The organism is Modestobacter sp. VKM Ac-2979, assembly GCF_026967995.1.
GTDB lineage: Bacteria > Actinomycetota > Actinomycetes > Mycobacteriales > Geodermatophilaceae > Modestobacter.
Genome location: NZ_JAPVBO010000001.1, coordinates 882,751 through 909,475 on the forward strand (window position 1 = coordinate 882,751; position 26,725 = coordinate 909,475).

At 74.5% G+C, this 26,725-nt stretch carries 20 protein-coding genes and 1 tRNA gene; 3 read left to right on the forward strand and 18 right to left on the reverse strand.

Annotation, left to right across the window (positions count from 1 at the left end; genetic code table 11):
• Nucleotides 1-38: 38 nt before the first annotated feature.
• From O2W15_RS04355 to dacB, 10 genes are all read right to left on the reverse strand, one after another.
• Nucleotides 39-542: a DUF3180 domain-containing protein gene (locus O2W15_RS04355; protein ID WP_269178497.1), complete on the reverse strand. Its 504-nt coding sequence runs from the start codon at nt 540-542 to the stop codon at nt 39-41.
• Nucleotides 539-1,042 carry a 2-amino-4-hydroxy-6-hydroxymethyldihydropteridine diphosphokinase gene (gene folK / locus O2W15_RS04360; RefSeq protein WP_269178498.1) on the reverse strand — a complete coding sequence of 168 codons (504 nt, stop codon included), beginning with the start codon at nt 1,040-1,042 and terminating at the stop codon, nt 539-541. The genes O2W15_RS04355 and folK overlap by 4 nt, the downstream gene beginning before the upstream one ends.
• The gene (folB, locus tag O2W15_RS04365) at nt 1,042-1,401 is read right to left on the reverse strand and encodes a dihydroneopterin aldolase (RefSeq protein WP_269178499.1); all 360 of its coding nucleotides are present in this window, start codon (nt 1,399-1,401) and stop codon (nt 1,042-1,044) included. The genes folK and folB overlap by 1 nt, the downstream gene beginning before the upstream one ends.
• Nucleotides 1,394-2,251, reverse strand: coding sequence for a dihydropteroate synthase (gene folP / locus O2W15_RS04370; RefSeq protein ID WP_269178500.1), 858 nt, complete (start codon nt 2,249-2,251; stop codon nt 1,394-1,396). Before folP ends, folB begins: the two co-directional genes overlap by 8 nt.
• Nucleotides 2,248-2,835 carry a GTP cyclohydrolase I FolE gene (gene folE / locus O2W15_RS04375; RefSeq protein WP_269178501.1) on the reverse strand — a complete coding sequence of 196 codons (588 nt, stop codon included), beginning with the start codon at nt 2,833-2,835 and terminating at the stop codon, nt 2,248-2,250. The genes folP and folE overlap by 4 nt, the downstream gene beginning before the upstream one ends.
• 107 nt (nt 2,836-2,942) lie before the next feature.
• A complete protein-coding gene (gene ftsH, locus O2W15_RS04380; RefSeq protein WP_269161434.1) occupies nt 2,943-4,943 on the reverse strand; it encodes an ATP-dependent zinc metalloprotease FtsH in 2,001 nt (666 codons plus the stop codon).
• A gap of 181 nt (nt 4,944-5,124) precedes the next feature.
• Nucleotides 5,125-5,715: a hypoxanthine phosphoribosyltransferase gene (gene hpt / locus O2W15_RS04385; protein ID WP_331253759.1), complete on the reverse strand. Its 591-nt coding sequence runs from the start codon at nt 5,713-5,715 to the stop codon at nt 5,125-5,127.
• Between the two features lie 5 nt (nt 5,716-5,720).
• Nucleotides 5,721-6,746, reverse strand: coding sequence for a tRNA lysidine(34) synthetase TilS (tilS, locus tag O2W15_RS04390; RefSeq protein WP_269178502.1), 1,026 nt, complete (start codon nt 6,744-6,746; stop codon nt 5,721-5,723).
• A 14-nt stretch (nt 6,747-6,760) separates the two neighbouring features.
• Nucleotides 6,761-7,855: a zinc-dependent metalloprotease gene (locus tag O2W15_RS04395; RefSeq protein WP_269178503.1), complete on the reverse strand. Its 1,095-nt coding sequence runs from the start codon at nt 7,853-7,855 to the stop codon at nt 6,761-6,763.
• A 39-nt stretch (nt 7,856-7,894) separates the two neighbouring features.
• Nucleotides 7,895-10,399 carry a D-alanyl-D-alanine carboxypeptidase/D-alanyl-D-alanine endopeptidase gene (dacB, locus tag O2W15_RS04400; protein WP_269178504.1) on the reverse strand — a complete coding sequence of 835 codons (2,505 nt, stop codon included), beginning with the start codon at nt 10,397-10,399 and terminating at the stop codon, nt 7,895-7,897.
• Nucleotides 10,400-10,453: 54 nt separating this feature from the next.
• On the opposite strand from dacB, the gene O2W15_RS04405 reads away from it, so the two are divergent.
• On the forward strand, nt 10,454-10,948 hold the full coding sequence (locus tag O2W15_RS04405) for an inorganic diphosphatase (RefSeq protein WP_036334013.1): 495 nt from the start codon (nt 10,454-10,456) through the stop codon (nt 10,946-10,948).
• A gap of 159 nt (nt 10,949-11,107) precedes the next feature.
• Here O2W15_RS04405 and O2W15_RS04410 read toward each other — a convergent pair.
• The 8 genes from O2W15_RS04410 to O2W15_RS04445 form a co-directional block, all read right to left on the reverse strand.
• Nucleotides 11,108-11,180, reverse strand: a tRNA-Thr gene (locus O2W15_RS04410).
• A gap of 71 nt (nt 11,181-11,251) precedes the next feature.
• Nucleotides 11,252-12,430: a DNA polymerase III subunit delta' gene (locus O2W15_RS04415; RefSeq protein ID WP_269178505.1), complete on the reverse strand. Its 1,179-nt coding sequence runs from the start codon at nt 12,428-12,430 to the stop codon at nt 11,252-11,254.
• Between the two features lie 55 nt (nt 12,431-12,485).
• Nucleotides 12,486-14,741, reverse strand: a complete 2,256-nt coding sequence (tmk, locus tag O2W15_RS04420) for a dTMP kinase (RefSeq protein ID WP_269178506.1) — start codon at nt 14,739-14,741, stop codon at nt 12,486-12,488.
• A gap of 261 nt (nt 14,742-15,002) precedes the next feature.
• Nucleotides 15,003-15,746: a class I SAM-dependent methyltransferase gene (locus O2W15_RS04425; RefSeq protein ID WP_269178507.1), complete on the reverse strand. Its 744-nt coding sequence runs from the start codon at nt 15,744-15,746 to the stop codon at nt 15,003-15,005.
• 26 nt (nt 15,747-15,772) lie between these two features.
• The gene (gene topA, locus O2W15_RS04430; protein ID WP_269178508.1) at nt 15,773-18,727 is read right to left on the reverse strand and encodes a type I DNA topoisomerase; all 2,955 of its coding nucleotides are present in this window, start codon (nt 18,725-18,727) and stop codon (nt 15,773-15,775) included.
• A 106-nt stretch (nt 18,728-18,833) separates the two neighbouring features.
• Complete coding sequence (locus O2W15_RS04435; RefSeq protein WP_269178509.1) at nt 18,834-20,363, reverse strand: alpha/beta hydrolase; 1,530 nt, start codon at nt 20,361-20,363, stop codon at nt 18,834-18,836.
• A complete protein-coding gene (locus tag O2W15_RS04440) occupies nt 20,360-20,674 on the reverse strand; it encodes a hypothetical protein (RefSeq protein ID WP_269178510.1) in 315 nt (104 codons plus the stop codon). The genes O2W15_RS04435 and O2W15_RS04440 overlap by 4 nt, the downstream gene beginning before the upstream one ends.
• Before the next feature lie 121 nt (nt 20,675-20,795).
• Nucleotides 20,796-23,057 carry a sodium-translocating pyrophosphatase gene (locus O2W15_RS04445; protein ID WP_269161423.1) on the reverse strand — a complete coding sequence of 754 codons (2,262 nt, stop codon included), beginning with the start codon at nt 23,055-23,057 and terminating at the stop codon, nt 20,796-20,798.
• A gap of 196 nt (nt 23,058-23,253) precedes the next feature.
• On the opposite strand from O2W15_RS04445, the gene O2W15_RS04450 reads away from it, so the two are divergent.
• Together O2W15_RS04450 and O2W15_RS04455 are read left to right on the forward strand one after the other, a co-directional pair.
• Nucleotides 23,254-25,758: a DEAD/DEAH box helicase gene (locus O2W15_RS04450; protein WP_269178511.1), complete on the forward strand. Its 2,505-nt coding sequence runs from the start codon at nt 23,254-23,256 to the stop codon at nt 25,756-25,758.
• Between the two features lie 182 nt (nt 25,759-25,940).
• Nucleotides 25,941-26,725 (forward strand): hypothetical protein (locus O2W15_RS04455; RefSeq protein ID WP_269178512.1); only part of this gene is annotated, 785 nt, incomplete at its 3' end.

Below are 26,725 nucleotides of genomic sequence, written 5' to 3' on the forward strand. Positions count from 1 at the left end.
TCCGGCCGGGCGGGTTCCTCCCGCCCGGCCGGACCGCCTCAGGCCCGGGCGGTCGGTGCCGCGTCGTCGTCCTCGCCCGGTGGGATCTTGCAGACGTGCTCCAGCCACAACGCCGCAGCGGTGAGCCCGGCGGCGAACACCACGCCGAGGACGCCGGTGACGGTGTCGGCGGTGGCCGCGGACAGCCGGCCCAGCTGGGGCACCGTGTGCAGCAGCAGCCCCGCCCAGCAGCCGGTGAGCACCGCGCCGACGTAGGCGCTGGCCTGGGCGAGCACCGCCACCCGGGCCACCAGCATCGGCTCGACCGGCCGGGTGGCGCCCGGGGTCCGGCCCGGCGACGGACGGCGGTCGCGCTGCGCGGACAGCCGGGCCGCCAGTGCCCGGGCGCCGAGCAGCTCGGCGACGGCCAGCACGCCGAGCGGCACCGGCAGCCACCACTGCAGCTGCGGCAGCGAGCCGTAGCCGGCCCGGACCAGCAGCCAGCTGGCCAGCGCCAGCCCGACCGCGAGGGCCAGCAGGTCCCGTCGGCGGACCGAGGTCATGCCAGTTGCTCCCAGCGGACGACCGCGGCCACCTCGTCGGCCGGGAGCGCCGCCACCAGGTCGGCGACCCGGCCGTGCCCGGGCAGGGTGGCCGTGGGGTCCAGCGCCAGCCAGGGGACGAGCACGAAGGCCCGCTCGGCGGCCCGCGGGTGCGGCAGGGTCAGCGCCGGGTCGGCCGAGACCACCGGTGTCCCGTCGTCGGCGGTGACCGTGACGACGTCGACGTCCAGCGTCCGGGCGCCCCAGCGGACCTCCCGGGTGCGCCCGGCAGACTGCTCGAGCTCCTGCGCCAGGGCGAGCCAGCCGGCGGCGTCCCGCTCACCCCGGACGACGGCGACCGCGTTGAGGTAGGGCGGCTGCTCGACCGGCCCCCACGGCGGCGTCTCGTACAGCGTCGACCGGGCCACCAGGCCGTGCCCGGTGAGCGCCACCAGCGCGCGTCGCAGCGTGCCGGCCCGGTCGCCGAGGTTCCCGCCGAGGGAGAGGACGGCCCGGCTCATCAGCGCTCGCGCCTGATCGCGACCGTGACGTCGTCGGCCGGCACGCCCAGGTCGACCTCCGGCTTGTGCACGGTGATCTCCACCGCGTCCACCACCGGGTAGGCCAGGCACAGGTCGGCCAGCCGCTGGGCCAGCGTCTCCAGCAGGTCGACCGGCTCGCCGACGAGCGCGGCGTGCAGCTGCTGGGCCAGCTCGCCGTAGTGGACGGTCTTGGTCAGGTCGTCGTCCGCGGCGGCCGGGGCGGTGTCCAGCTCGAGCACCGCATCGACCCGGAAGGTCTGGCCGTGCTCGCGCTCGGGGGGGTACACGCCGTGGAAGCCGTGCCCGGTGAGGCCGTGCACGGTGATCCGGTCAGCCACGTGCTCCTCCTGTGCCGGCGGCCGCGCGCACGGCGTCCAGGGTGGCGATCGCGTCCAGCGACTGCACCGGGTCGTGCACCCGCACGCCCCAGGCGCCGGCCTGCGCAGCCAGCACCGAGATCGCCAGGGTCGCCGCCTCCCGGCCCTCGACCGGCCGCAGCTCCCCGCCGGGCCCGGCCAGCAGCCGGCCCAGGAAGGTCTTGCGCGAGGCGCCGACCAGCACCGGGAGCCCGAGGGCGACCAGCCGGTCCAGCCCGGCCAGCAGCGCCCAGTTGTGCTCGGCGTTCTTGGCGAACCCCAGCCCCGGGTCGAGCACCAGCTGGGCGGGGTCGACGCCGGCGGCCACGACGTCCTCGACCCGGGCGGTGAGCTCCGCGCCGACCTCGGTGACCACGTCGCCGTAGCGCGCGGCCGCGTACATCTCCCGGCTGTGCCCGCGCCAGTGCATCAGCACCCAGGGCACCCCGGTCTCGGCCACCAGCCGGGCCATGCCCTCGTCGGCCAGGCCGCCGCTGACGTCGTTGACCAGCACCGCCCCGGCCTCCAGCGCGGCGGCGGCGACCTCCGCGCGAGTGGTGTCCACGCTGACCCGCACGCCGGCGTCGGCCAGCTCCCGGACCACCGGCACCACCCGGCGGCACTCCTCGGCCGCGTCCACCCGGTCCGCGCCCGGCCGGGTCGACTCACCGCCGACGTCGACGTAGTCCGCGCCGGCGGCGTGCATCTGCAGCCCGTGGGTGATCGCGGCGCCCGCGTCGGCGTAGCAGCCGCCGTCGGAGAAGGAGTCCGGCGTGACGTTGAGGACGCCCATCACCAGGCACCGCCCCGGCCGCGGCAGGGAGCTGCTCACCTGCCCAGGATGAGGCTCATCGCCTCGCTGCGGGTGGCCGGGCTCTCCCGGAAGATGCCCCGCACCGCCGAGGTGATCGTGGTGGCGCCGGGCTTGCGAACGCCCCGCATCGCCATGCACAGGTGCTCGGCCTCGACCACGACGATGACGCCCTGGGGCTTGAGCACCTCGAACAGCGAGTCGGCGATCTGGCGGGTCATCCGCTCCTGCACCTGCGGCCGCCGGGCGTAGACCTCCACCAGGCGGGCCAGCTTGGACAGCCCGGTGACCCGCCCGTCGGCGCCGGGGATGTAGCCGATGTGCGCCCGACCGTGGAAGGGCACCAGATGGTGCTCGCAGGTCGAGTACATCGGGATGTCCTTGACCAGGACCAGCTCGTCGTGGTCCTCGTCGAACGTCGTCGCCAGGACGTCGTACGGGTCCTGGCTCAGGCCGGCGAAGGTCTCCCCGTAGGCCCGGGCGACCCGCGCCGGGGTGTCGACGAGGCCGGGCCGCTCCGGGTCCTCCCCGATCGCCAGCAGGATCTCCCGGACGGCGGCCTCGATCCGGGCTGCGTCGACCCGCCCCTCGGCCAGATCGGCCACCGGGTCACCGGTACGCGGGTCCTGACCGACGCCGTCGACCGGCCCCCGACGGGTGTCGCCCCGACCGTCCGCACCTCCCCCGAGTGCCGCTCCCCCGAGTGCGTTGGTCACCGGCCCTGGGCCGGTGCGCCGACGTCGCCGACCGGCGCCTGCGTGGCGCCGTTGGCCGAGCCGTGCACCGCACCGTTGGCCGCGGCGACCTCGGCCGGGGTCAGCACCGGCGGACGCTCCGAGGGGGTGCGCTTGCCGAAGCCGTTGTACGGCGCCATCGACGGGCGCTTGACCACCCCGGCACAGATCCGGTCCATGTCCTCGCGGGACAGGGTCTCCCGCTCGAGCAGCTCGAGCACCAGACGGTCCAGGACGTCCCGGTACTCGACCAGGATCTCCCACGCCTCGTCGTGCGCGGCCTCGATCAGCGCGCGCACCTCGCCGTCGATGTCGGCGGCGACGGCGTCGGAGTAGTCCGGCCGCGAGCCCATGTCCCGGCCCAGGAACGGCTCGGAGTCGGTGCTGCCGTACTTGACGGCCCCGAGCTTCGCGCTCATCCCGTACTGGGTGACCATCGACTTAGCCAGCGAGGTGGCCTTCTCGATGTCGTTGCCGGCGCCGGTGGTGGGCTCGTGGAAGACCAGCTCCTCGGCCGCCCGGCCGCCCAGCGCGTAGGCCAGCGTGTCGATCATCTCCGAGCGGGTCTGGGTGTACCGGTCCTCGGTGGGCAGCACGAGGGTGTGGCCCAGCGAGCGGCCGCGCGGCAGGATCGTCACCTTGTGCACCGGGTCGGTGTTCGGCAGTGCGTGCGCCACCAGGGCGTGGCCGCCCTCGTGGTACGCGGTGACCTTCTTCTCCTTCTCGCTCATCGCCCGGGTCTTGCGCTCCGGACCGGCCAGCACGCGGTCGATCGCCTCCTCGAGGGTGGCGTCGGTGATGATCGTGCCGTCCTGGCGGGCGGTGAGCAGGGCGGCCTCGTTGAGCACGTTGGCCAGGTCGGCCCCGGTGAAGCCGGGCGTACGCCGGGCCACGGTCGCCAGGTCGACGTCGTCGGCCAGCGGCTTCCCGGTGGCGTGCACCTTGAGCACCGCCGTCCGGCCCTGCAGGTCGGGGCGGTCGACCGGGATCTGCCGGTCGAACCGGCCGGGGCGCAGCAGCGCCGGGTCCAGGACGTCCGGCCGGTTGGTGGCGGCGATCATGATGACCCCGCCCTTGACGTCGAAGCCGTCCATCTCGACGAGCATCTGGTTCAGCGTCTGCTCGCGCTCGTCGTGCCCGCCGCCCATGCCGGCGCCGCGCTGCCGGCCGACGGCGTCGATCTCGTCGATGAAGATGATCGCCGGGGCGTTCTCCTTGGCCTGGGTGAACAGGTCGCGGACCCGGCTGGCGCCGACGCCGACGAACATCTCCACGAAGTCCGACCCGGAGATCGAGTAGAACGGCACGCCGGCCTCACCGGCGACGGCGCGGGCCAGCAGCGTCTTGCCGGTGCCGGGCGGGCCGAACAGCAGCACGCCCTTGGGGATCTTCGCGCCGATCGCCTGGTACTTGACCGGGTTCTGCAGGAAGTCCTTGATCTCGTGCAGCTCCTGGATCGCCTCGTCGGCGCCGGCGACGTCGCCGAACGTCGTCTTCGGGCTGTCCTTGCTGACGATCTTGGCCTTGGACTTGCCGAAGGCCATCACGCCCCGGCCGCCGCCCTGCATGGAGCTGAACAACCAGAAGAGCAGCAGCAGCAGGAGCACGAAGGGCAGGAAGCTGACCAGGATGCTGACCAGCAGGTTGTCCTGGGAGACGTTGGTGTCGAAGTCGACGCCCTCGCCCTCACCCAGGCCGCTGACCAGGTCGAAGACGTCCTCCTCGGCGCCGACCGGGTAGAAGGCGGTGACCTGGTCACTGCCCTCGACCGGGTCGATCAGGTCGAGGTCGACCGTCTGCTCGCGGTCGTTGATGGTGGCGGCGTCGACGTTGCCCTCGGCGAACTGGGCGAGCGCCGTGGAGGTCGAGACCTCCTGGTACTCGGGGTCACCACGGAAGAAGCTGGAGCCGACGAAGGCCAGCAGGACGACGATGGCGATCCAGAACCAGACGCTCCGGAAGATCTTCTTACGTTCCATACACCGTGGCCGGGCGCCGGGGTGAGCCCGGCCTGCCCGTCGACCCTCCTGATCGTCGCTGGACGCCGCTCGCGACCCTGGGGGACGCCCCGCGCGGGGCGACGTCGTTGGTGCCGAAGGTACACCGCAGGACCTGTGTCCCTGCTGGGGAAGGAGGCGCTGGCCTCGCGGTTGTCCCCCGTCAGGAGGAGTAGACCTCGGGCTTGAGCGTGGCGATGTAGGGCAGGTCGCGGTACCGCTCGGCGTAGTCGAGCCCGTAGCCGACGACGAACTCGTTGGGGATGTCGAAGCCGATGTAGCGCACCGGGACGTCGACCTTCACCGCGTCCGGCTTGCGCAGCAGCGTGCACACCTCCAGGGACGCCGGCCGCCGGCTGCCCAGGTTCTTCAGCAGCCAGGAGAGCGTGAGCCCGGAGTCGATGATGTCCTCGAGCACCAGCACGTGCTTGTCGGCGATGTCGCGGTCCAGGTCCTTCAGGATCCGCACCACGCCGGAGGAGCTGGTGGCGCTGCCGTAGGAGGAGACCGCCATGAACTCCATCTGGGTCGGCAGCTGCAGCGCCCGGGCGAAGTCGGACATGAACAGCACCGCGCCCTTGAGGACGCCGACCAGCAGCACCTCGCGACCGGCGTAGTCGTGGGCGATCTGCGCGGCGAGCTCCGCGATCTTCCCCTGGATCTGCTCCTCGGACAGCAGCACGTGGTCGATGTCCGGGCCGTAGCCGTGGTCCGGGCCCAACGGGCCGGCTGCGGGGATGGCGGGCTCGCTCACGACTGTCAGGGCTCCTCTGGGGGGACGGCATCAGGTGCAGCGGGGCGCGGACCGGTCCCGCGACCGGGAGGAGCGCCGAGCTGCACGGTCAGCCTGCCAGACGCACGCCGCACCCCCGCACCGCCGGGGAGGTCCGCCCGTCCCTGTCCCCTCCACCGGGTGAGGAGGGCGTCCACTGCCGACAGGTGCACGCCCTGCAGGTCGGGCACCCCCGCCCGGCGGAGCCAGCCGCGCAGCACCCGGCGCCGCAGCGCCGGAGGCAGCTCGGCCAGCGGGGCAGCGGGCAGGTCGCCGTCCGGCCCGGTCAGCGCCGCCAGCTCGGTGTCGGCCAGTGCGTCGAGGGTGTCCAGGTCCTCCCGGGTCATCGCCGCGGTCCGGCCGAGGGCCGCCGCCACCCCGCCGCCGAGCACCTCCTCCAGCAGCGGCAGCACCTCGGTGCGCAGCCGGACGCGGGTGTAGGCGGGGTCGCTGTTCCACGGGTCGTCCCACACCGGCAGCTGCTGCGCCGCGCAGGCGGCCCGGGTGGTCTCCCGCCGGACGCCGAGCAACGGGCGCCAGAACGGCGGGCGGTGCTCCACCATGCCGGCGACCGAGCGGGGGCCGGAACCGCGGGCCAGCCCCAGCAGGACGGTCTCGGCCTGGTCGTCCAGCGTGTGGCCCAGGGCGATGGTCGCCCCGCGCTCTGCCGCCGCCCCGGCCAGCGCCGCCGCGCGGGCCGCCCGGGCTGCCCCCTCCGGCCCGCCCGTGTCGCCGACGTCGACCGTGAGCACCAGCACCGGGGAGAGCCCGAGGGAACGGAGCAGGCCGGCGGTGCGCTCGGCCTGCTCGGCCGAGCCGGGCTGCAGTCCGTGGTCGACGGTGACCCCGCCGACCGGCCGGCCCGCGCGCGGCGCCTCGAAGGCCAGCGCGGCGGCCAGGGCCACGGAGTCCGCTCCCCCACTGCAGGCGGCCAGCACCGGTCCCGTGCCCGCAGCGAGGCCCGGGCGCACCGCGGTGCGCAGCGCCGCGGCGGCGGGGGCGGGTCCGGCCACCTGGGGGACCCGGATCAGGCCGGGAAGGCCGGCCGCGTCTCCAGCACCCGCTGGACCCAGCGGGCGGGCTCGGTCAGCTCCTCCTTGTACGGCAGGTTCTCCGGCCCGGCCCACACCTGGTTGAACCCGTCCATGCCGGCCAGCTCGACCACCCCGGCGACGAAGACCCGGCCGTCGGCGTACTGCTGCATCTTCTGCTCCAGCCCGAGCAGCCGGCGCAGCACCCGGTCGATGGGGCCGCGGCCCTTGCGGCGCTGGGCGAAGCGCTTGCGCAGCGTGCGCACGGACGGGACGACGTCGGGGCCGACGCCGTCCATCACGAACTCGGCGTGCCCCTCGACCAGGCTCATCACTGCCGTGACCCGGTCGAGGACGGCGCGCTGCTCGGGGTCCCGGATCAGCGCCATCAGCCCCTGCGGGGCGTCGTCGTCGGCACCGGTGCTGCGGACGACGTCGGTGAGGCTGCGCAGCACGTCGCTGAGCCGCTCGCGCAGCACGTCGGGGGTGAGGTCGGTCGCCTCGGCGAAGGCGGCGATCTGCTCCTCGAGGTAGCCGCGCAACCAGGGGACGGCGGTGAACTGCAGCTGGTGGGTGGCCTCGTGCAGGCAGACCCACAGCCGGAAGTCGCTGGGGTCGACGCCGAGCCGGCGTTCGGTCTCGACGATGTTGGGCGCCACCAGCAACAGCCGGCCACCGCTGCCGAAGACCTCGTACTGGCCCAGCACGCGGGTGCACAGGAAGGCGAGCACGCCACCGGCCTGCACGCCGGTCGCCCGGGAGCCGATCGCGGTGGCCAGCGCCCCCGGCGTCGTGTCCTGCGCCGCCTGCAGCGCGTCGGCCAGCGGGTCCAGCAGGGCCGCCATGCCCGTGGTGTTCGAGTCGATCCAGCCCGGCCGGTCGACGACCGCCACGGTGGGCGCCGGGCCGCCGGGGACGGGGCGCAGACCGGTGAGCTCCTCGACGTGCGCGACGGCGATCGCGGCCGCGCTGTGCAGCTCCGCGACGACGGCCGCCGCCTCCTCCCGGGTGGTCTCCGGGCCGGCGCCGGTCAAGCGGCGGGCGGTGCGGCCGGCGAGGTCCCAGTCGACCAGTGACGACGAGCGGCTCATCGCCTCACCGTACGCGGGGGCTCCTCGGGCCGGCCGCCGTCAGCGGCAGCCGCAGCCGGCCAGTGCGGCCGCCACGACGTCCAGTGCGGTCTCGGTGGCCGCGATGCTCCCGGTGGCCCCGTCGGCGAGCACCGCGAACGCGAGCAGCCGACCGTCGGCGGTCTGCACCGTGCCGGCCAGGTCGTTGACGCCCAGCAGCGTGCCGGTCTTGGCCCGCACCGACCCCGGGCTGCCCGGTCCGGCCGCAGCGCGGTCGGTCAGGGTGCCGTCGTACCCGGCGACCGGCAGACCGGAGAGCAGCAGGTCGGCGTCGGGGATGCTGCCGTCGGCGGCGGCCTGGACGACGTCGACCAGCAGCCCGGCGGGCACCCGGTCGTCGCGGGAGAGGCCGCTGGCGTCGGAGAGGGCGAGCCCGGTCGTGTCCAGCCCGGCCTCGGCCAGGGCGGCGGCGATCGCCTGCCCGGCGCCGTCGAAGGTGGCCGGCAGTCCCCGGGCGATGGCGACGTGCCGGGCCAGCGACTCGGTCAGCAGGTTGTCCGAGGTGGTGAGCGCCTGCTCGACCAGCCGGGCGACGGGCGCGGACTCGACGCTGCCCAGCGTGCGGGCACCTGCCGGTGCCGTACCGAGGCTGACCGCGGCGTCCGGGGCGCCCAGTGCCGCGGCCAGGGCCGCACCGGCGTCGGTGCCCGGCGACCCGCTGCGGGGGGTGTTGCCGGGGACCTGCCGGGCGCCGTCGACGGCGGTGGCGGTCACCGGGGCGGCGTAGGTCGACGGCGCGTCGCTCGCACCCCAGCCCTGGGCGGTGAGCGGGCCGCTGAACAACGAGTTGTCGACGACGACGCTGGTGACCGGCTGACCGCCGAGGGCCTGCTGGACCTGGGCGGCCAGGTCGGCGACGGTCGCCGCGCCCGGGTAGTCGACCGACGGGGCGGTCGTCGACAGGGTCGGGTCGCCGCCGCCGACCAGGACGACCTCGCCGGGGGCACTGCCGGCGACCACGGTCGTCGACAGGGTGGCGGTGGGCTCCAGGGTGGTGACCGCGGCAAGGGCGGTGAGCAGCTTGGTGGTGGAGGCCGGGGTGCTCGGGTCGGTCGCGTCGCGGTCGAAGAGCACCTGGCCGGTGGCCACGTCGACCACCTGGGCGGAGAGGTCGGTGCCGAACACCGGGTCCGCGAGCAGCGGGGTCAGCACGGCCGCGAGTGCTGTCGGGTCGGGCACCGGGGCCTCCGCGGACAGCGGGGCGAGCACCGGGCTCGGGTCGGTGAGCTCGGGCAGGACGGCGTCCGGCACCTGCTCGGCGTCCTCGGCCGCGGTGGAGTCGCCTCCTCCGGTCAGGTCGAGGGCCAGCACCACGCCGGCCGCCACCAGCACGACGGCGAGGACGGCGGCGGCCAGGACCTTCACCAGCCGCCCGCCCCCGCGACCGGGCTCCGCCCGCCGCCGACCCGAGGCGGCAGCGGTGGCGCCCACCGCTCCGGGACCAGCGGCAGGGCGCGTGGGGACGCCGTGGCGACCTGCCGCGCGCCCGGCCTGCGCCCGTTCCCGTTCCTCGCGCTCGGCCCGCTCCCCGGCGGCACGGTCGGCCTCAGCACGGTCGGCCTCAGCACGGTCGGCCTCAGCACGGTCGGCCGCGGCCCTGCGCTCCGCCGCGGCTCGCTCGGCGGCCACCCGGCGCTCGGCCGCCGCGCGGTCGGCTGCCGCGGCGCGGTCGGCCGCGGCTCGCTCGGCGGTCTCCTGCTCGATGGCGGCGCGCTCGGCGGCCATCGCCGCGGCCGCGGCGGCCCGCTGCCCCGCGGCCTCCTCCTCGGCCGCCCGCTCCGCCGCCACCCGGTCGGCCTCTGCCCGTTCGGCCGCCGCACGCCCGGCCTGCGCCTGCTCGACGGCCGCCCGCTCGGCCGCGACGCGCGCCGCCTCGGCCTCCTCGACCGCGGCTCGCTCGGCAGCGGCCTGCTCCTCGGCGGCTCGCTCCGCGGCGGCCTGCTGGGCCGCCCACTCCCGGACGGCCGCGAGGTCGGCGGCGGCCTGCTCGGCCCGGGCACGTTCGACGTCGGCCTCGTCGAGCTCGGCCTGGGCGGCGGCAGCACGCTCGGCGTCCTCGGCCGCTGCGCGCTCCGCGGCGGCCCGCTCGGCCGCCCACCGCTTCACCGCGGCCAGGTCGGCGGCCGCCTGCTCCGCGGCGGCGCGGCGCGCCTCGGCAGCCTCGTCGGTCACCTGCGGGGCCGGCTGCTCCGGGGACTGCTCGGGCGCCGGCTGCTCGCCTGCCTGCCCCGGCGTGGCCGCAGCCGTGGCCTCCGGGTGTGCCGGCTCGACGGGCTCCGGCTCGACGGGCTCCGGCTCGGCCTTCGCTTCGTCCGCCTCCGCACCCGCAGATGCAGCCGGACCCTCGACGTCGTCGACGGTGCTCGCGGCGGGCTCCGTCGCGGCCGGGACCGACGGATCGGACGTCGTCGCGTCGCCGTCGGCAGCCGCCGAGGACGGCACCGCCGGGCCGTCCGCCGGCTCCCCCGACTGCTCGTCACGCGGACTCGACGAGATCTCTCCCACCCCCTGGAGTGACCTCCGCCGACGGGGCGGACAGTCGTACGACACACTATCGGCGTGCAGTTCGACGTGACGGTAGAGATCCCCAAGGGCCAGCGGAACAAGTACGAGCTGGACCACGCCACCGGACGCATCCGCCTGGACCGGATGCTGTTCACCTCGACCCGGTACCCCGCCGACTACGGGTACATCGAGGAGACGCTCGGAATGGACGGTGACCCACTCGATGCCCTCGTGCTCCTGGAGGAACCGACCTTCCCCGGGTGCCTCATCACCTGCCGGGCCATCGGGATGTTCCGGATGACCGACGAGGCTGGCGGGGACGACAAGGTCCTCACCGTCCCGGCGACCGACCCCCGGATGGCCCACCTGCAGGACATCAACGACGTCTCGGAGTTCGACCGGCTGGAGATCCAGCACTTCTTCGAGACCTACAAGGACCTCGAGCCGGGCAAGTCGGTCGAGGGTGCCGAGTGGGTCGGGCGCGCCGAGGCCGAGGCCGAGATCGAGGCCTCCCGGCAGCGCGCCATCGACACCCCCCGACAGCACTGACCCCACCGGCGGACCTCGCCGGACACGCACCGACCAGACGGCGGCGCACCCACCCGGGTGCGCCGCCGTTCCGCATCCGGGGACCGCTTGTCGACGCCGGTCTCCTGCGGCGCACCGACGAGGCGCGCCCGCCTGGGTGGGAGACGCAGGGGGAAGGGGAGCCGCCTGTCGGAATCGAACCGACGACCTTCTCATTACGAGTGAGACGCTCTACCGACTGAGCTAAGGCGGCGGACTGCGCGAGTGAGCTTACGGCACCGCCACCCCCCTCCTGCGACACCCCCGCCGGGGTGGCGGAGCGGCTCAGGCGGGCAGGCGGAGGGCGACGGTCAGTGCCTCGACGGCGATCTGCGGCTTCACGTTCTGCTCCAGGGCGGTGCGCGCGGCCAGCACCGCGTCGATCCGGCGCAGCGCCCCCTCGGCGCCGATCCGGCGGGCCAGCTCCACCGCGTCGGCCCGGCGGTCCGGGTGGGCCAGCGGCAACGTCAGCTCCCCGGCCGCGCCACTCGTCGAGCTGATCACCAGCGCGTCCCGGTAGAGCGCCGCCAGGTCGACCAGCGCCCGGTCCAGGGAGTCCCGGCCGATCCGGGTGGCCCGCCGCTTCTGCCGTGTCTCCAGCTCCTTGAGCTGACCGGCCCCGCGACTGGCGGCAGCGACCCCCGGTCCGCGCGCGCCCACACCCAGGCTGGCCTTGACGGCGTCGGTCTCGACCGCGTCGACCTCGGCGACGGTCTTGTCCGACTCGTCCTTGGCCGTCCCGACCAGGTCGTCGGCGGCGTGCAGGCAGGCCGCGAGCGAGACCAGCGACAGTGGGATGTCCAGCACCGCCTTGCGCGCCAGCCGGGCCGACTCGTCCTGGGCCAGGTGCCGGGCCCGCCCGACGTGCCCGCCGGCGGCCGCCGCGGACCAGGCGGCCAGGGCCGGGTCGATGCCGTCCCGGCGGACCAGCACCTCGGTGACCGCGTCGATCCGCGGGGTGCGCAGCGCCACCACCCGGCAGCGGGAGCGGATGGTGACCGGCACGTCGTCGGGGTGCAGCGAGGGCGCGCACAGCAGGAAGACCGTCCGCGGCGGGGGCTCCTCCAGCATCTTCAGCACGGTGTTGGAGGCCTGCTCGGTCATTCGGTCGGCGTCCTCGACCACCACGATCTGCCAGCGGCCCTGGGACGGCGCCCGGCCCGCGGTCCGGACGATCTGCCGCACCTCGGCGACCCCGATGGACAGCCCCTCGGGGACGACGCGGTGCACGTCGGCATGGCTGCCGGCCAGCACGGTCCGGCAGGCGTGGCAGGTGCCGTCGCCCCCTGCCGGGCACTGCAGGGCAGCGGCGAAGGCACGGGCGGCGACCGAGCGCCCGGAGCCGGGCGGCCCGGTGAAGAGCCAGGCGTGGGTCATCGCCGCCGGCTGGGCCACCGCGGCCTGCAGCTCGGCCACCACCGTCGGCTGGCCCACCACGTCGGCCCACACCCCAGCGACCGTCACGTGGTCATCCTCCCTCACTCACTCCCGGCCCCGCCCCCTGCGTCGGACGGTTCCTTCAGGGGTGCAGGTCCGGCGTCGACCCCGTCTGGACGACGTGGTCGCCGCCGCGGCGGCTGTGCGGCACCGCGACGTCGGCCGTGAGCTGCTGCAGCGGCAGGCCCTCCAGCAGCACGCTCACCCGGGTGCGGACGGCGGCGGCGATCTCCTCCGGCGGCCGGCGGGCGTCGAGCACCAGGTAGCGGTCGGGCTCGGCCTCGGCCAGGGCGAGGAAGGTGCGGCGGACCCGCTGGTGGAAGTCCAGCGACTCCGACTCCAGCCGGTCTGCCGCGGCCCGCCCCCGGGCCCGGGCCAGGCCGACCTCGGGCGGCAGGTCCAGGAGCAGGGTGAGTTCCGGCCGCAGCCCCTGGGTGGCCCAGCGGGAGATCGAGCGGACGTCGTCCATCGGGATCGTGCGGCCGGCGCCCTGGTAGGCCAGCGAGCTGTCCACGAACCGGTCGGTGATCACCACCTCGCCGGCGTCCAGCGCCGGGCGGAGGACGTCGTGCACGTGCTGCGCGCGGTCGGCGGCGTACATCAGGGCCTCGGCCCGCGGCGACAGCCCGGCACTGGCCGGGTCCAGCAGGAGCGCCCGGACCTTCCCGCCCAGCGCCGTCCCGCCCGGTTCGCGGGTGGTCCGGGCGACCAGGCCCTCCCCGGTCAGCCACTCCTGCAGGCGGCGCACCTGCGTCGACTTGCCCGCCCCCTCGCCGCCCTCGAAGGCGATGAACACGCCGCCTCCGGCCAGCCGTCGCCGCGCGGTGGTGTCCCGGCGCAGCGCGGTGACGACGTCGGCCAGCAGCGGCACCGGCCGGCCGTCGTCCATCTGCCGGTAGGCGACCACGCCGACCCCGACGGCCAGCAGGCCGGCGACGAACAACATGACCCGCTCCCCGGTGACCGCCAGCGTCAGGACGCCGACGTCGACCTGGTTCTGGCCGATCACGCCCACGCCGATCGGCACCGTCGCGAGGGAGAGGATCAGCGAGGCGCGGACGAGGGACTGGACGATGGCGAACGTGCGGCCGCGGATCGCGTCGTCGACCTCCGTGCCGAGCAGGGTGAAGCCGGCCAGGTAGGCGATGCCGGCGAAGAAGCCCATCAGCACGACCAGCAGCAGCGCCACCCACAACGTGGCGATCCACGACATGAACAGCACGGCGATCCCCGCACCGACGATGGCCACCCCGAAGATGCGCTCCCGGGCGAGGTCGTGGGCGATGCTGGGGCCCAGGCCGATGCCCAGGCCGAGGCCGACGAAGACCGCCCCGAACAGCAGCCCGTAGGCCGCCTGCCCCCCACCGAGGTCGTTCACGTAGAACTGCCCGGTCGCGATGATCGCGCCGGCAGCGGCGAAGGCCCCGGTGATCCCGAGGATCAGCCCGCGAACCAGGCGGGTGTGCCCGGCGAAGGAGAAGCCCGCCTTCAGCGAGCCGAGGAAGCTCTCCTGCGGCGCCTCGGGCCGGGCGGCCCGGCGACCGCTGATCGAGGGCAGGTTCCAGATGACGACGGCCGCGACCAGGAAGGTCAGCGCGTTCAGGTAGAGCGCGAGGGCGATCTGGTCGAGCCCGGGGAGCAGCTGGCTCAGCCGGCCCCCGGAGGTGTTGAGCACCGCGTAGACGCCACCGGCGAGCACCGGGGTGATCCCGTAGGTGGTGATCAGGGACAGCTGGTTGGCCGGCTCCAACTGGTCCTTGCGGAGCATGTTCGGGACGGCGGCGTCCTTGGCCGGGGTCCAGAAGAGGCTGACCACCTCGATGAGGAACTGCGCGATGAACAGCCAGATCAGGTTGTCGACCAGCGGGATGGAGGCGAAGAGGCCGAACCGGAAGAGGTCGGTGAGCACCATCGTCTTGCGTCGGTCGAACCGGTCGGCGAAGACCCCGGCCAGCGGCCCGAGCACGAGCGCCGGCAGCAGCCGGAAGAGCAGGACGCCGCTGAGGGCCAGGTTGCTGGCCATGTAGCCGTCGACCAGCGTGGTGGCGGTCGCGGTGATCGCCAGCAGCCCGAGCCAGTCGCCGAAGCTGGACAGCGACATGGACAGCCACAGCTTGCGGAAGTCGCGCACCCGCAGCACCGCGCGGATCTTCGCGACCTGACCGACCGCTCCGGCGCCGGGGTGCTCCTCGTCGTCCGCCCCGGACCGGTCGTCACCCGGGGCGTCGTCCTGCGGCTCGAGCAGCGGCACGCCGGCGCTGTCCGGGGTGGGTGCGCCGGCCGCCGGGAGCCCGTCCGGGGGCACTGCAGCCGGTGCCCTCCCGGGACCGCCGTCCACGACACCACCCGAGCCGGGCACGGCGCCGGACGGCGTGCGGCTCCCGTCGGCCGCCGGCGTCGCAGCGGACGAGCCGCCCGGGGACGGGCGGTCCGTCGGGTCGGAGCTGATCGAAGACCCCCGGGGTGTGGCAGCACCGGAGCGCCGCGGGACGTGGCCGTGTCGTGGCCTCGGCTCGGTCACCGTACCGGTCGGGACCGACGAGTCCGGTCGATTTCCACTCCTCCGGGCCAGGCGCCCGACCGGGGCCGGCAGCCGAACTCAGCGGGGGGTGAGCCGGTACGCCCGGGTGATGTACGGCAGCTCGAGCTGCGCGGCTCCCCGGGTGTCGGGGTGAGTGGCCAGCAGCTCCCGCACCTGGCCGAGGAACTCCGCCCGCCGGGCGCCGTCCATCATCGCCACGTAGCTGCGGGTGCCGATGCCGGCGACGACCTGCTCGGGGGTCACCCGCTGCGCGACGGCGGAGTCGGCCACCGCGACCTCGGCGGGCAGCTCGGCAGCGAACCGGTCCACCACCGTCTGGTCGGCCTCGTGGTCCCGGGCCTCGTCGGCGAGCAGCTCACCGAGGGCGCGCACCCACGGGACCCGCTCGTCCCGGGTGTTCCAGACCAGGCCGACCACCCCACCCGGCCGGAGCACCCGGCGCAGCTCGGCGGCCGCGGGGACGACGTCGAACCAGTGCGCGGCCTGCCCGGCGACGACGGCGTCCACGTCGGAGTCGGGCAGTGGGATCGACTCCGCTCCACCGGTGGCTGCACGCACCTGGGGCAGTCGCTCCCGCAGCTGCGCCAGCATCTCCCCGGACAGGTCGACGGCGACCACCTCGTGCCCGGCGGCCACCAGGCGGTCGGTGAGCAGGCCGGTGCCCGCACCGAGGTCGAGCACCCGGCGCGGGGCGTCGCCGAGCAGGAACCCGACCACGTCGGCCGGGTAGGTCGGCCGGAGGGCGGCGTAGTCGGCCGCGACCGCGCCGAACGACGTCCGCCGCTGCTCCCAGCCGTCCACCCGCGCCCTCCGTCCGACCTCGACCCTCAGCTGCCGGCCGGCACCTTGGCCTCGACGTCGGCCGCAGCCGGTGCCGACTTCGCCGCCGTCGACTTCGCCGTCGTCTTCTTCGCCGTGGCCTTCTTGGCGGCCGCCTTCTTCGCCGGCGCCTTCTTGGCGGCGGTCTTCTTGGCCGCCTTCTTCTTCACCGGCGCGCGCTCACGGCGGTCGGCGAGCAGCTCGGCCGCCCGCTCCAGGGTGATCGTCTCGACCTCGTCGCCCTTGCGGAGGCTGGCGTTGTGCTCGCCGTCGGTGACGTAGGGGCCGAAGCGGCCCTCGCGCACCGTGACCTGGCCCTGGCTGACCGGGTCGGCGCCCAGCTCCTTGAGCGGTGCCTTGGCCGCGGCCCGGCCCCGCTGCTTGGGCTGGGCGAAGATCGCCAGCGCCTCGTCGAGGGTGATGGTGAACAGCGCGTCCTCGCTCTCCAGCGAGCGCGAGTCGGTGCCCTTCTTGATGTAGGGCCCGTACCGGCCGTTGAGCGCCTGGATCTCCTCGCCCTCGGCGTCCTTGCCGATCGAGCGCGGCAGGGTGAGCAGCTGCAGTGCCTGCTCCAGGGTCACCGTCTCCGGCGTCATGGTCTTGAACAGGCTGGCCGTCCGCGGGGTCTCCTTGCTGCCCTCGGGCACCAGCGTGGTGACGTAGGGGCCGTAGCGGCCGGCCTTCACCGCCACCGGGAAGCCGGTCTCCGGGTCGGTGCCCAGCTCACGGTCCGAACTCGGCGCGTTCAGCAGCTCCTCGACCCGCTCGGTCGTCAGCTCGTCCGGCGCGATGTCCTCGGGGATGCTCACCCGGGCGCCGTCCTCACCGCCGGCCTGCAGGTAGGGGCCGTACCGGCCGACCCGCACGACGACCGGCTCACCGCTGGGCGACAGCGCCCGCAGCGGGATGGAGTTGACGCCGCGGGCGTCGATCTCCTCCAGCCGCTGGCCGATGACGGACTTCAGCCCACCGGAGGCGCCGATGCCGCCGGCGTGCCGGCCCTCACCCCCGAAGTAGAACTCGGTGAGCCAGTCGACCCGACCGAGCTGGCCGGCGGCGATCTCGTCGAGCTCCTCCTCCAGCAGGGCGGTGAAGTCGTAGTCGACGAGCTGGCCGAAGTGCTGCTCGAGCAGGTTCACCACCGCGAAGGCGATGAAGGTCGGCACCAGCGCCGAGCCCTTCTTCCACACGTACCCGCGGTCCTGGATGGTCTGCATGATCGACGCGTAGGTCGACGGCCGGCCGATCCGCAGCTCCTGCAGGCGGGCGGTGAGACTGGGCTCGGTGTAGCGCGCCGGCGGGCTGGTGGTGTGCCCCTTGGGGTCCAGCTCGCGGGTGTCCAGCTGCTGACCGCGCTCCACCCGGGGCAGCCGGCGCTCGCTGTCGTCGGCCTCGTCGTCGTTGCCGGACCCCTCGTCCTTGCCCTCGACGTAGGCCCGCAGGAACCCCGGGAAGGTGATCGTGCGGCCCGACGCGGTGAACTCGACGGCCTCACCGGTGCTGGAGCTGCCGGCGAGCCGGATGCTCAGCGTCTTGCCCACGGCGTTGGCCATCTGGGAGGCGACGGTGCGCTGCCAGATGAGCTCGTAGAGCCGGAACTCGTCGCGGGCCAGCTGCCCGGCCAGCTGGCCGGGCGTGCGGAAGGAGTCACCGGCGGGGCGGATGGCCTCGTGCGCCTCCTGGGCGCCCTTGTCCTTCGTCGCATAGCGGCGCGGCTCGGCCGGCACGTAGGCGTCGCCGTACAGCTCAGCGGCCTGCCGGCGGGCGGCGCTGATCGCCTCGCCGGACAGGTTCGTCGAGTCGGTCCGCATGTAGGTGATGTGGCCGTTCTCGTACAGCCGCTGGGCCACCCGCATCACCTGGGCCGACGACCAGCCGAACTTGCGGCCGGCCTCCATCTGCAGGCTGGAGGTGATGAAGGGGGCGTAGGGCTTGCGGGTGTAGTCCCGCTCGTCGACCCGGCTGACCGTGACCGCGCGCCCCTCCAGCCGGGCTGCCAGGCCGCGGGCGCCGGCCTCGTCGAGGTGGACGACGTTGCTGGTGACCGAGCCGGTGTCGGCGTCGAAGTCCTTGCCGGTGGCCACCCGGCTGTCGTCTACGGTCACCAGCCGTGCCCGCAGGGTCGTCGGCTCACCGGCGTCGGCGCCGGCACGCTCCTGGGCGACCTCGAACAGGCCGTCGAGGCTCCAGTAGTCCGCCGCGGTGAACCGCATCCGGGCGCGCTCGCGCTCCACCACGATCCGGGTGGCGACCGACTGCACGCGGCCGGCCGACAGCTTCGGCAGCACCTTCTTCCACAGCACCGGGGAGACCTCGTAGCCGTAGAGCCGGTCGAGGATGCGACGGGTCTCCTGGGCGTCGACCAGCGCGGTGTCCAGCTCGCGCGGGTTCGCCACGGCGCGGGCGATCGCCTCGCGGGTGATCTCGTGGAACACCATCCGGCGGACGGGCACGGTGGGCTTGAGCGTGTCGATCAGGTGCCAGGCGATGGCCTCGCCCTCGCGGTCCTCATCGGTGGCGAGGTAGATCTCGCTCGCTTCCTTGACCAGCTGCTTCAGCCGGGTCACCTGCTGCCTGCGGTCGGGGCTGACCACGTAGAGCGGGGCGAAGCCGTTGTCGACGTCGACGCCCAGCCGGGCCCAGGACTCGCCCTTGTGCGCAGCCGGCACGTCGGCGGCGTTGCGCGGCAGGTCGCGGATGTGCCCGACGCTGGCCTCGACGACGTAGTCGCTGCCGAGGTAGCCCGCGATCTTGTTCGCCTTGGTCGGCGACTCCACGATGACCAGCGGCTTGCCTCCGGCCGCGGCGGCACGCTTGCGCGGCGCGCGGTCGCCGGTGCTGGGGGCTGACTTCGTGGTCTTGGTGGGCGGCACGGTGCTCCTGTCGGGGGTGCTGGTGCAGGCGCCGGGGAGGGCCCGGTCGCGCACGGGGCAGAACGGGCTGTACCCGCTCGGCGACGCCACGGTAGGCCACCGCGCGACCGGGAGGCCGATCGGTGAACCGGAACGCACCCGCCGTCCCCCCTCCAACGGATGACGGCGGTCACTGTTCCCGGCGCCGATCCGCAGGTCATCGCGGCTCCCGGGTACCGGCGACGACCTCGCCGATCGCGGCCAGCGTCGGGCGGTCGCGGTCGTAGTACTGCGTGTGCCACTGGGTCGGCTCGGTGGGCAGGGGGACGTCGCCGAACCCGATGTCGAACGGGCCGGCTCCGTACCAGCCGGACCAGGCGATCGGGTCGGCCGGCGACCAGGCCCCGTAGACCTCCGCCGCCTCCAGCCCCTCCGCCCTGCCCGTGCCGGTGCCGGGGCTGCCCAGCAGGACGACGGCGTCGGCGGCCAGCCGGCCCGGTGCGCGCGCGGCCTCGCCGGTGACGACGGTCCCGTAGCTGTGCGCCAGCACGGTCGTCCGCGGCGCCGGCCCGGCGCCCCGGGCACCACGACTGCCGGCCAGCCCGTCGAGCGCACGATCCAGATCGCGCCCCCCGCGCTGGGAGGCGTGCTCGGAGACCGAGGTGAACCACCGGGGTGTCCGGTAGCCCAGCCAGGCGACCGTCGCCACGGCCAGACCCGGGGCAGCCACCGCAGCGGCCGCCGCGACGTCCCGGGCGTCGCCGACCACCTCGGCCAGGTCGTCGACGACCGTGGTCTCGACCCCGGGGACCAGCACACCCACTGCGGCGGCCGTGTCCAGGTCGCCGACGGTCAGGGCCACCAGGCCGGCCGCCGGGTCGAACTGCAGCAGCTGGGCCACGGCGCCGGCGGCAACCAGCTCCGTCAGGGTGTGCTGCACGGCGCGGGCGGTGTCGTGACCGACCGAGCCCGGCGGGAGGTGCTGCAGGGCCGCCGCCAGGTTGGCCCGGTTCGCCCGGTCCCGCGCCCAGGCCGGCAGCCCGTCCAGGGCGCCGACGGCCCCCGGCTGCGCGTCGATCGCCAGCAGCTGCCCGGCCGCCGTCAGGCCCGCCCACCAGACCGCCGCGTCGTGGGGGCCTGCCGTGGCCGGCACCTGCGGCGTCCGCACCGGCAGCAACCGGCCCACCAGGTCGGCGAAGCGGTCCGGCACCGGGACGGCGACCGCACCGAACTGCGTCAGGGGCTCCAGGGCGGCCCGGGCACACGCCGCGGCCCGGGCGGCGGCGATCCCGGCCTCCTCGGCCCGGGCCTCGGCGAGCATCGCGGCGCTCCGGGCGGCCTCGACGTCGGCCAGCTGGTCCGGTGCCATCGCCGGGGCGGGTGGCGCGGGCACCCCGACCGCGCGGCCGGCACCGTCCAGGCCGACGCCACCGGCGGCCGCGACCGCCAGGGCCTCGGCGGCGAGCTCCTGCGCCTCGTCCGCGGCGGCGCTCAGCCCGGTCAGGTCGGTCAGCGAGGCCGCCAGCGCCCCACCGACGCCCGAGGCGACCGTGGACAGCTCGACGAGGGCGGCGGCAGCCGCGCTCCCGGCCGGCCCGGACCAGGACGCCGCGGCCCCCAGCTCACGGCCCAGCTGGTCCAGCCGCCCCCGCCAGGGCGCCAACCGGTCGACCAGGACGCCGAGGGTGACCACCGCTCCCCGCAGCTGCGGGACGTCCCAGCCGGCGAGGTCGGCCGTCGTCGTCACTGCGGCACCGGGACCCGGCCACCGCCGAGCTGCCCGGCGATGCCGCCGTCGATGGCCCGGTAGGACTCCAGCGCCGCCGCCAGGGTGGCGGCGACGGCCAGGGTGCGCGCCGCGAGCGTGGTGACCAGGTCGGTCCACGCCGCACCGGTCGCCGCCGCCGACTCCCCCACCGCGCCCTCCAGCGCGGTGCCCAGCGCCCGCCCCGCGGAGGCGCACAGCCGCTCTTCCTCCTCCAGCTCGGCGCCGAGCGCGGCGAGCTCGCCCAGCAGCTCCCCGAGCGCGTCGAGCTGGACGTCGATCAGATCGGACACACGTGCCTCCCGGCGGCGGACCACGGCCCCGGGCGGGACCGGCGCGAGGGACGCTAGGGAGCCCGGCGTCCCCTCCGGGGCCCGTCGTCCACACCCGGCACCGCTCTCCACAACCCGCCGGTCAGTACGCCTTCTCGGTGAGCGTCTCGGCCGGGGTGTCGGCCTCACCGCCCACGACGCTGGACCGCCGCTTGCTGACCACGACGGCCACCACGATCACCAGGGTCGCGCCGATGGCGATCGCCAGCCGCAGCACGGTGTTGGCGTCCTCGCCGACGGACAGACCGACGACGGCCGGGGCGATCAGCAGCGCGACCAGGTTCATCACCTTGATCAGCGGGTTGATGGCCGGACCGGCGGTGTCCTTGAACGGGTCGCCGACGGTGTCGCCGATGATGGTCGCCTCGTGGGCCTTGCTGCCCTTCCCGCCGTGGGCGCCGTCCTCGACCATCTTCTTGGCGTTGTCCCAGGCGCCGCCGGAGTTGGACAGGAAGACCGCCATGAGCGTGCCGGTCGCGATCGCGCCGACCAGGTAGGCGGCCAGCGGGCCGAAGCCGAGACCGAAGCCGACCGCCACCGGGGCCAGGACGGCCAGCAGACCCGGGGTGGCCAGTTCACGCAGCGAGTCGCGGGTGCAGATGTCGACCACGCGGCTGTAGTCGGGGCGCTCGGTGTAGTCCATGATCCCGGGGTGCATGCGGAACTGTTCGCGCACCTCGAACACCACCCGGCCGGCGGCCCGCGACACCGCGCTGATCGCCAGCCCGGAGAAGAGGAACACGACGGCCGCGCCGATCACGGCGCCGACGACGTTGTTCGGTGAGACCAGGGTGAGCGCGTCGCCGAGCTCGGCCCCGGCGTCGTCCAGCGCGTCGATGAGGCTGGCGTTGTAGGAGCCGAACAGCGCCGTGGCCGCCAGCACGGCGGTGGCGATCGCGATGCCCTTGGTGATGGCCTTGGTGGTGTTGCCGACGGCGTCGAGGTCGGTGAGGACCTGGGCACCCTCCTCGTCGATGTCCCCGGACATCTCCGCGATGCCCTGCGCGTTGTCGCTCACCGGCCCGAAGGTGTCCATCGAGACGATGACCCCGGCGGTGGTGAGCAGCCCACAGCCGGCCAGGGCGACCGCGTACAGCGCCGCGGCGCCGCCGATGAGGAAGGCGCCGTAGACGGCGGTGCCGATGAGCAGCGCGGCGTAGACGGCCGACTCCAGGCCGAGGGAGATGCCGGAGAGGATCACCGTGGCCGGGCCGGTGAGCGAGCTGCGGCCGACGTCGCGGACGGGGCGGCGGGAGGTCTCGGTGAAGTAGCCGGTGAGCTGCTGGATCGCCGCGGCCAGCACGATGCCGATCAGGACGGAGAGGAAGCCGAGCACCTGCGGGCTGACCGCGATGTCCAGGCCGTCGGAGATCGTGGGCAGGACGGTGAAGGACGCGGCGGCGACCAGCACCAGGGAGACGGCGGCGGAGACGAAGAAGCCGCGGTTGATCGGGGACATCCAGTTCCGGTCGTTGCTGCCGGGGTTGCTGGCCAGGATGCCGACCACCGAGGCGATCACCCCGATCGCGGCGACCACCAGCGGGAAGACCATGCCCACCGGCCCGAAGAACACCTGGCCGAGGATCAGCGCGGCCACCAGCGTCACCGCATAGGACTCGAAGAGGTCGGCGGCCATGCCCGCGCAGTCGCCGACGTTGTCCCCGACGTTGTCCGCGATCGTCGCCGCGTTGCGTGGGTCGTCCTCCGGGATGCCGGCCTCGACCTTGCCGACCAGGTCCGCGCCGACGTCGGCGGCCTTGGTGAAGATGCCGCCGCCGACGCGCATGAACATCGCCAGCAGCGCACCGCCGAAGGCGAAGCCCTCCAGCACGATCGGTGCGGTCTCCCGGAAGAGCAGCAGCACCAACGAGGCCCCGAACAACCCCAGGCCCACGGTGATCATCCCGCAGACCCCGCCGGTGCGGAACGCGATGCGGAAGGCCGGCCGGTGCCCACCGGCGGCTGCCGCGGCCGCCACCCGGACGTTGCCGCGGGTCGCCAGGGTCATCCCGATGAAGCCGACCGCGGCGGAGAACGCGGCCCCGACGAGGAAGAAGGCCGCGCGGCCCAGCCGGGTGCCCAGGCCGCCGTCGGCCACCGGGAGCAGGAGCAGCAACCCGAAGACGATGGCGGCGAAGACGGCGAGCGTGCGGTACTGCCGTCTCAGGTAGGCCCCGGCGCCTTCTTGGATCGCCTTCGCGATCTCCTGCATCGACGCCGTGCCCTGGTCGGCGGCCAGGACGGCGCGGACCAGCCAGGCGGCGAAGCCGAGGGCGGCGAGGGAGATGAGGAGCGCGATCGCCACCAGGGCGAGGTCTCCTCCGGACAGATCGGCGTCGGGCATGGCTTCCTCCGAGGCGAGGCGGGGCGCGCACCGGCCAGCCGCCCCCGGGCTCTCGCTCGGGAGGGCCCGGCGTGGGACGCACTGTGCCGCAGGAGGCAGGCCCGCCGCCAGACCCTGGTGTGATCCCGTTCACACCGAACGTCATCTGGGCTGGTGGTCGGGGCAGTGGCTTGCGCACCGGTGTGACAGTGGGGTGGTGACGTCCCTGCGCTCCGTCCGGCCACCCGCGGACGCGTCGCCGGAGTCGGTGCCCGACCCGGCCGGTGGCGCGCTGCCGGGCACCGAACTGCTCGAGGCCCTGCTGACCGGCACCGATGCCGACGACGACCCCGTGACCCACGTCCACCGGCTCCCGGCCCGCCCCAGCCGGCTGGCGGAGTGGCCGGAGTGGGTCGGGACGCCGCTGCGGGACCGGTTGGCCGAGCGCGGCGTGCCGGCGCCCTTCAGCCACCAGGTCGAGGCGGCCGAGCTGGCGCGGGCCGGCAGCCACGTCGTCGTCGCCACCGGGACGGCGTCGGGCAAGTCCCTGGCCTACCAGCTGCCCGCGCTGACCGCGCTCGCCGAGGACCCGCGCGCCTGCGTGCTCTACCTCGCCCCCACCAAGGCCCTGGCCCGGGACCAGCTGGCCTCCGTCGCCGAGCTGGCCGACTCCTCGGTGCGGCCGGCGGCCTACGACGGCGACACCCCGATGGAGGAGCGCGAGTGGGTGCGGCGGCACTCGCGCTGGATCGTGACCAACCCCGACATGCTGCACCGGGGCGTGCTCCCGGCCCACCAGAAGTGGTCGAGCACGCTGCGCCGGGTCGCCTACGTGGTCGTGGACGAGTGCCACGCCTACCGGGGCGTGTTCGGCTCGCACGTCGGGCACGTGCTGCGCCGGTTGCGGCGGATCTGCCGCCGTTACGGCGCCGACCCGGTGTTCGTCCTGGCGTCGGCGACCGTGGCCGACCCCGCGCTGGCCGCCGGCCGGCTGGTCGGTGCCCCGGTCACGGCGGTCACCGAGGACGGCTCGCCTCGTCCGGGGGCGACCTTCGCGCTGTGGGAGCCGCCGCTGACGGAGCGGACCGGCGAGCACGGTGCGCCGCTGCGCCGGTCGGCGGCCGCTGACGCGGCCGGGCTGCTGGCCGACCTGGTCGAGCAGAACGCCCGCACGCTGGCGTTCGTGCGGTCCCGCCGCGGCGCGGAGTCCGTCGCCGAGCAGGCGCGGGCGATCCTGCGCTCCCGCGGCCGGTCGGACCTGGTCTCCCGGGTCGACTCCTACCGCGGCGGCTACCTGCCCGAGGAACGGCGGGAGCTGGAGCGGGCGCTGTCGACCGGGGTGCTGCTGGGGGTGGCGACCACCAACGCCCTGGAACTGGGGATCGACATCGCCGGGCTCGACGCCGTCGTGCTCGCCGGCTACCCAGGCACGCTGGCCTCGATGTGGCAGCAGGCCGGCCGCGCCGGGCGGGCCCAGCGCGAGTCGCTCGTCGTGTTCGTCGCCCGGGACGACCCGCTGGACCACTACCTGGCCCACCACCCACGGGCGGTGTTCGGCCGGCCCGTCGAGGCGACCGTCACCGACCCGGCCAACCCCTACGTGCTGGGCCCGCAGCTGTGCTGTGCCGCCGCAGAACTGCCGCTCACCCACGCCGACCTGGCGGACTTCGGCGGCGAGGTGGCCGAGGCGCAGGTGGCGGAGCTGGTCGCCGAGGGGCTGCTGCGCACCCGCCCCACCGGCTGGTACTGGGCCGGGCGGGGCCGGCCCGACGTGGACATCCGCGGCAGCGGTGCCGCGCCGGTGTCGATCATCGAGGGCGCGACCGGCCGGCTTCTGGGCACGGTCGACGGCGACGCCTCGCACGCGACCGTGCACACCGGCGCGCTCTACGTGCACCGCGGCGAGACCTACGTCGTCGACGAGCTCGACGTGGAGGACGCCTGCGCGGTGGTGCACCCGGAGAGCCCGGAGTGGACGACGGTTGCCCGCGACACCGTCGACCTGTCGATCGTCGCCACCGACCGCACCCGCCGGCTGGGCACCGTCACCGCACACACCGGCGTCGTGGACGTGACCAACCAGGTCGTCGCCTACCAGCGGCGGCGGCTGGGCACCGGCGAGGTGCTCGCCGAGTTCCCCCTCGACCTGCCGCCCCGCCAGCTGCGCACCCGGGCGGTGTGGCTGACGCTGGACGAGCCGGCCATCGCCCGCGCCGACGTCGACGACGCGGCACTGCCCGGCTCGCTGCACGCGGCCGAGCACGCCGCGATCGGCCTGCTGCCGCTGCTGGCGACCTGCGACCGCTGGGACCTCGGCGGGGTCTCCACCGCCCTGCACCCGGACACCGGCGCGGCCACGATCGTGGTCTACGACGGCCACCCGGGCGGGGCCGGTTTCGCCGAACGCGGGTACGCGGTGCTGCGGGACTGGTTGCAGGCGACCCGGGCCACGGTGGCCAGCTGCGAGTGCGAGTCCGGCTGTCCCTCGTGCGTGCAGTCGCCCAAGTGCGGCAACGGCAACGACCCGCTGGACAAGGCCGGCGCGGTCCGGGTGCTCGACGTGGTGCTGGACGAGCTGGCCGGAGCGCCCGAGCTGACGGCAGCGGAGGCGGAGGTGACCCGCCGGCCGGCGCCGCGGTCGGGCCTGTTCGGCACCAGCGCCCCGGCCGAGGCTACGACCAGCGACGCGCCTGTACCCGAGCCCAACGACCTGGTCTTCTGACTGAGCCGCAAGGCGGCCACGTTGGATGCCCGCCGGATCCGGTCAGGAGTACGTCTTCGCCCACAGACCGGCGAGAGCGAGACAGTGCCAACAGCATTCGTGACACGGCTCCGCCACCGAGCATCAGGTCTCCCGCGCGTTACGGTCATCCAGTGGTAACACCCGCGTACCCCGTAATAGATGTGACGCATTGGCGCGTCGCAGCGGAGGAGCCCAGCGGCGCAGATGCCAAGGTCTGGCTTGCCGACCCCGCCGAAGGGGAGCTTTGGCTCTTCAAGCCGGTAACGATCAAAGGCGAACACGTCCATGGGGAAAATTGGGCCGAGAAAGTTGCTAGCGAACTGGGGAACCTGCTCGCCGTGCCATGCGCCCGCGTGGAGATGGCAGTGCGCGACGGCGAAGTAGGAGCCATAAGTAGAAACCTTCGACCCGCGGGCTTTGAGATGCACAACGGAGCTGTTTTACTAAGCGACCTGGTCGACGACTACATACCTGGCGCATATGCACCCGCTGGCAGGCCCGGCCACAACCTGGAGAACATTAAACGCGTGCTCGATGGGGCTAGTACTCCACCAGGCGCCGCGCTACCTGGCTCCTTCTCGGCGTTCGACACATTTGCGGGCATACTCGTGCTGGATGCTTGGATCGCAAACCGCGACCGCCATGACGAAAATTGGTCCGTACTCGTCCCTCGCACACCGGGCACTCCCAGACGCCTTTGCGGTTCTTACGACCAGGCTGGATGTCTCGGCTTCAACCTGCGAGACGCCAGTCGGTCGGAGATCCTGACGAGCAATCGCCTGCCAGCGTGGGTCCGCAAGGGGACGGCCTGGCGTTTCGAGCACCAGGGCAAGCCGCCATCGCTGGTGGCCTTGGCGCATCATGGGCTAGGGCTGGCATCGTCCGAAGCTCGCCAGTTCTGGCTGGCCCAGCTCGAAGGAGTGACCGAGGACACAGAGGCCGACCT

Coding starts and splice junctions, on each gene's coding strand:
- O2W15_RS04355 (WP_269178497.1), bottom strand. CDS start 542: ATGACCTCGGTCCGCCGACGGGACCTGCTGGCCCTCGCGGTCGGGCTG.
- folK (WP_269178498.1), bottom strand. CDS start 1,042: ATGAGCCGGGCCGTCCTCTCCCTCGGCGGGAACCTCGGCGACCGGGCC.
- ftsH (WP_269161434.1), bottom strand. CDS start 4,943: ATGGAACGTAAGAAGATCTTCCGGAGCGTCTGGTTCTGGATCGCCATC.
- O2W15_RS04395 (WP_269178503.1), bottom strand. CDS start 7,855: ATGAGCCGCTCGTCGTCACTGGTCGACTGGGACCTCGCCGGCCGCACC.
- O2W15_RS04445 (WP_269161423.1), bottom strand. CDS start 23,057: ATGCCCGACGCCGATCTGTCCGGAGGAGACCTCGCCCTGGTGGCGATC.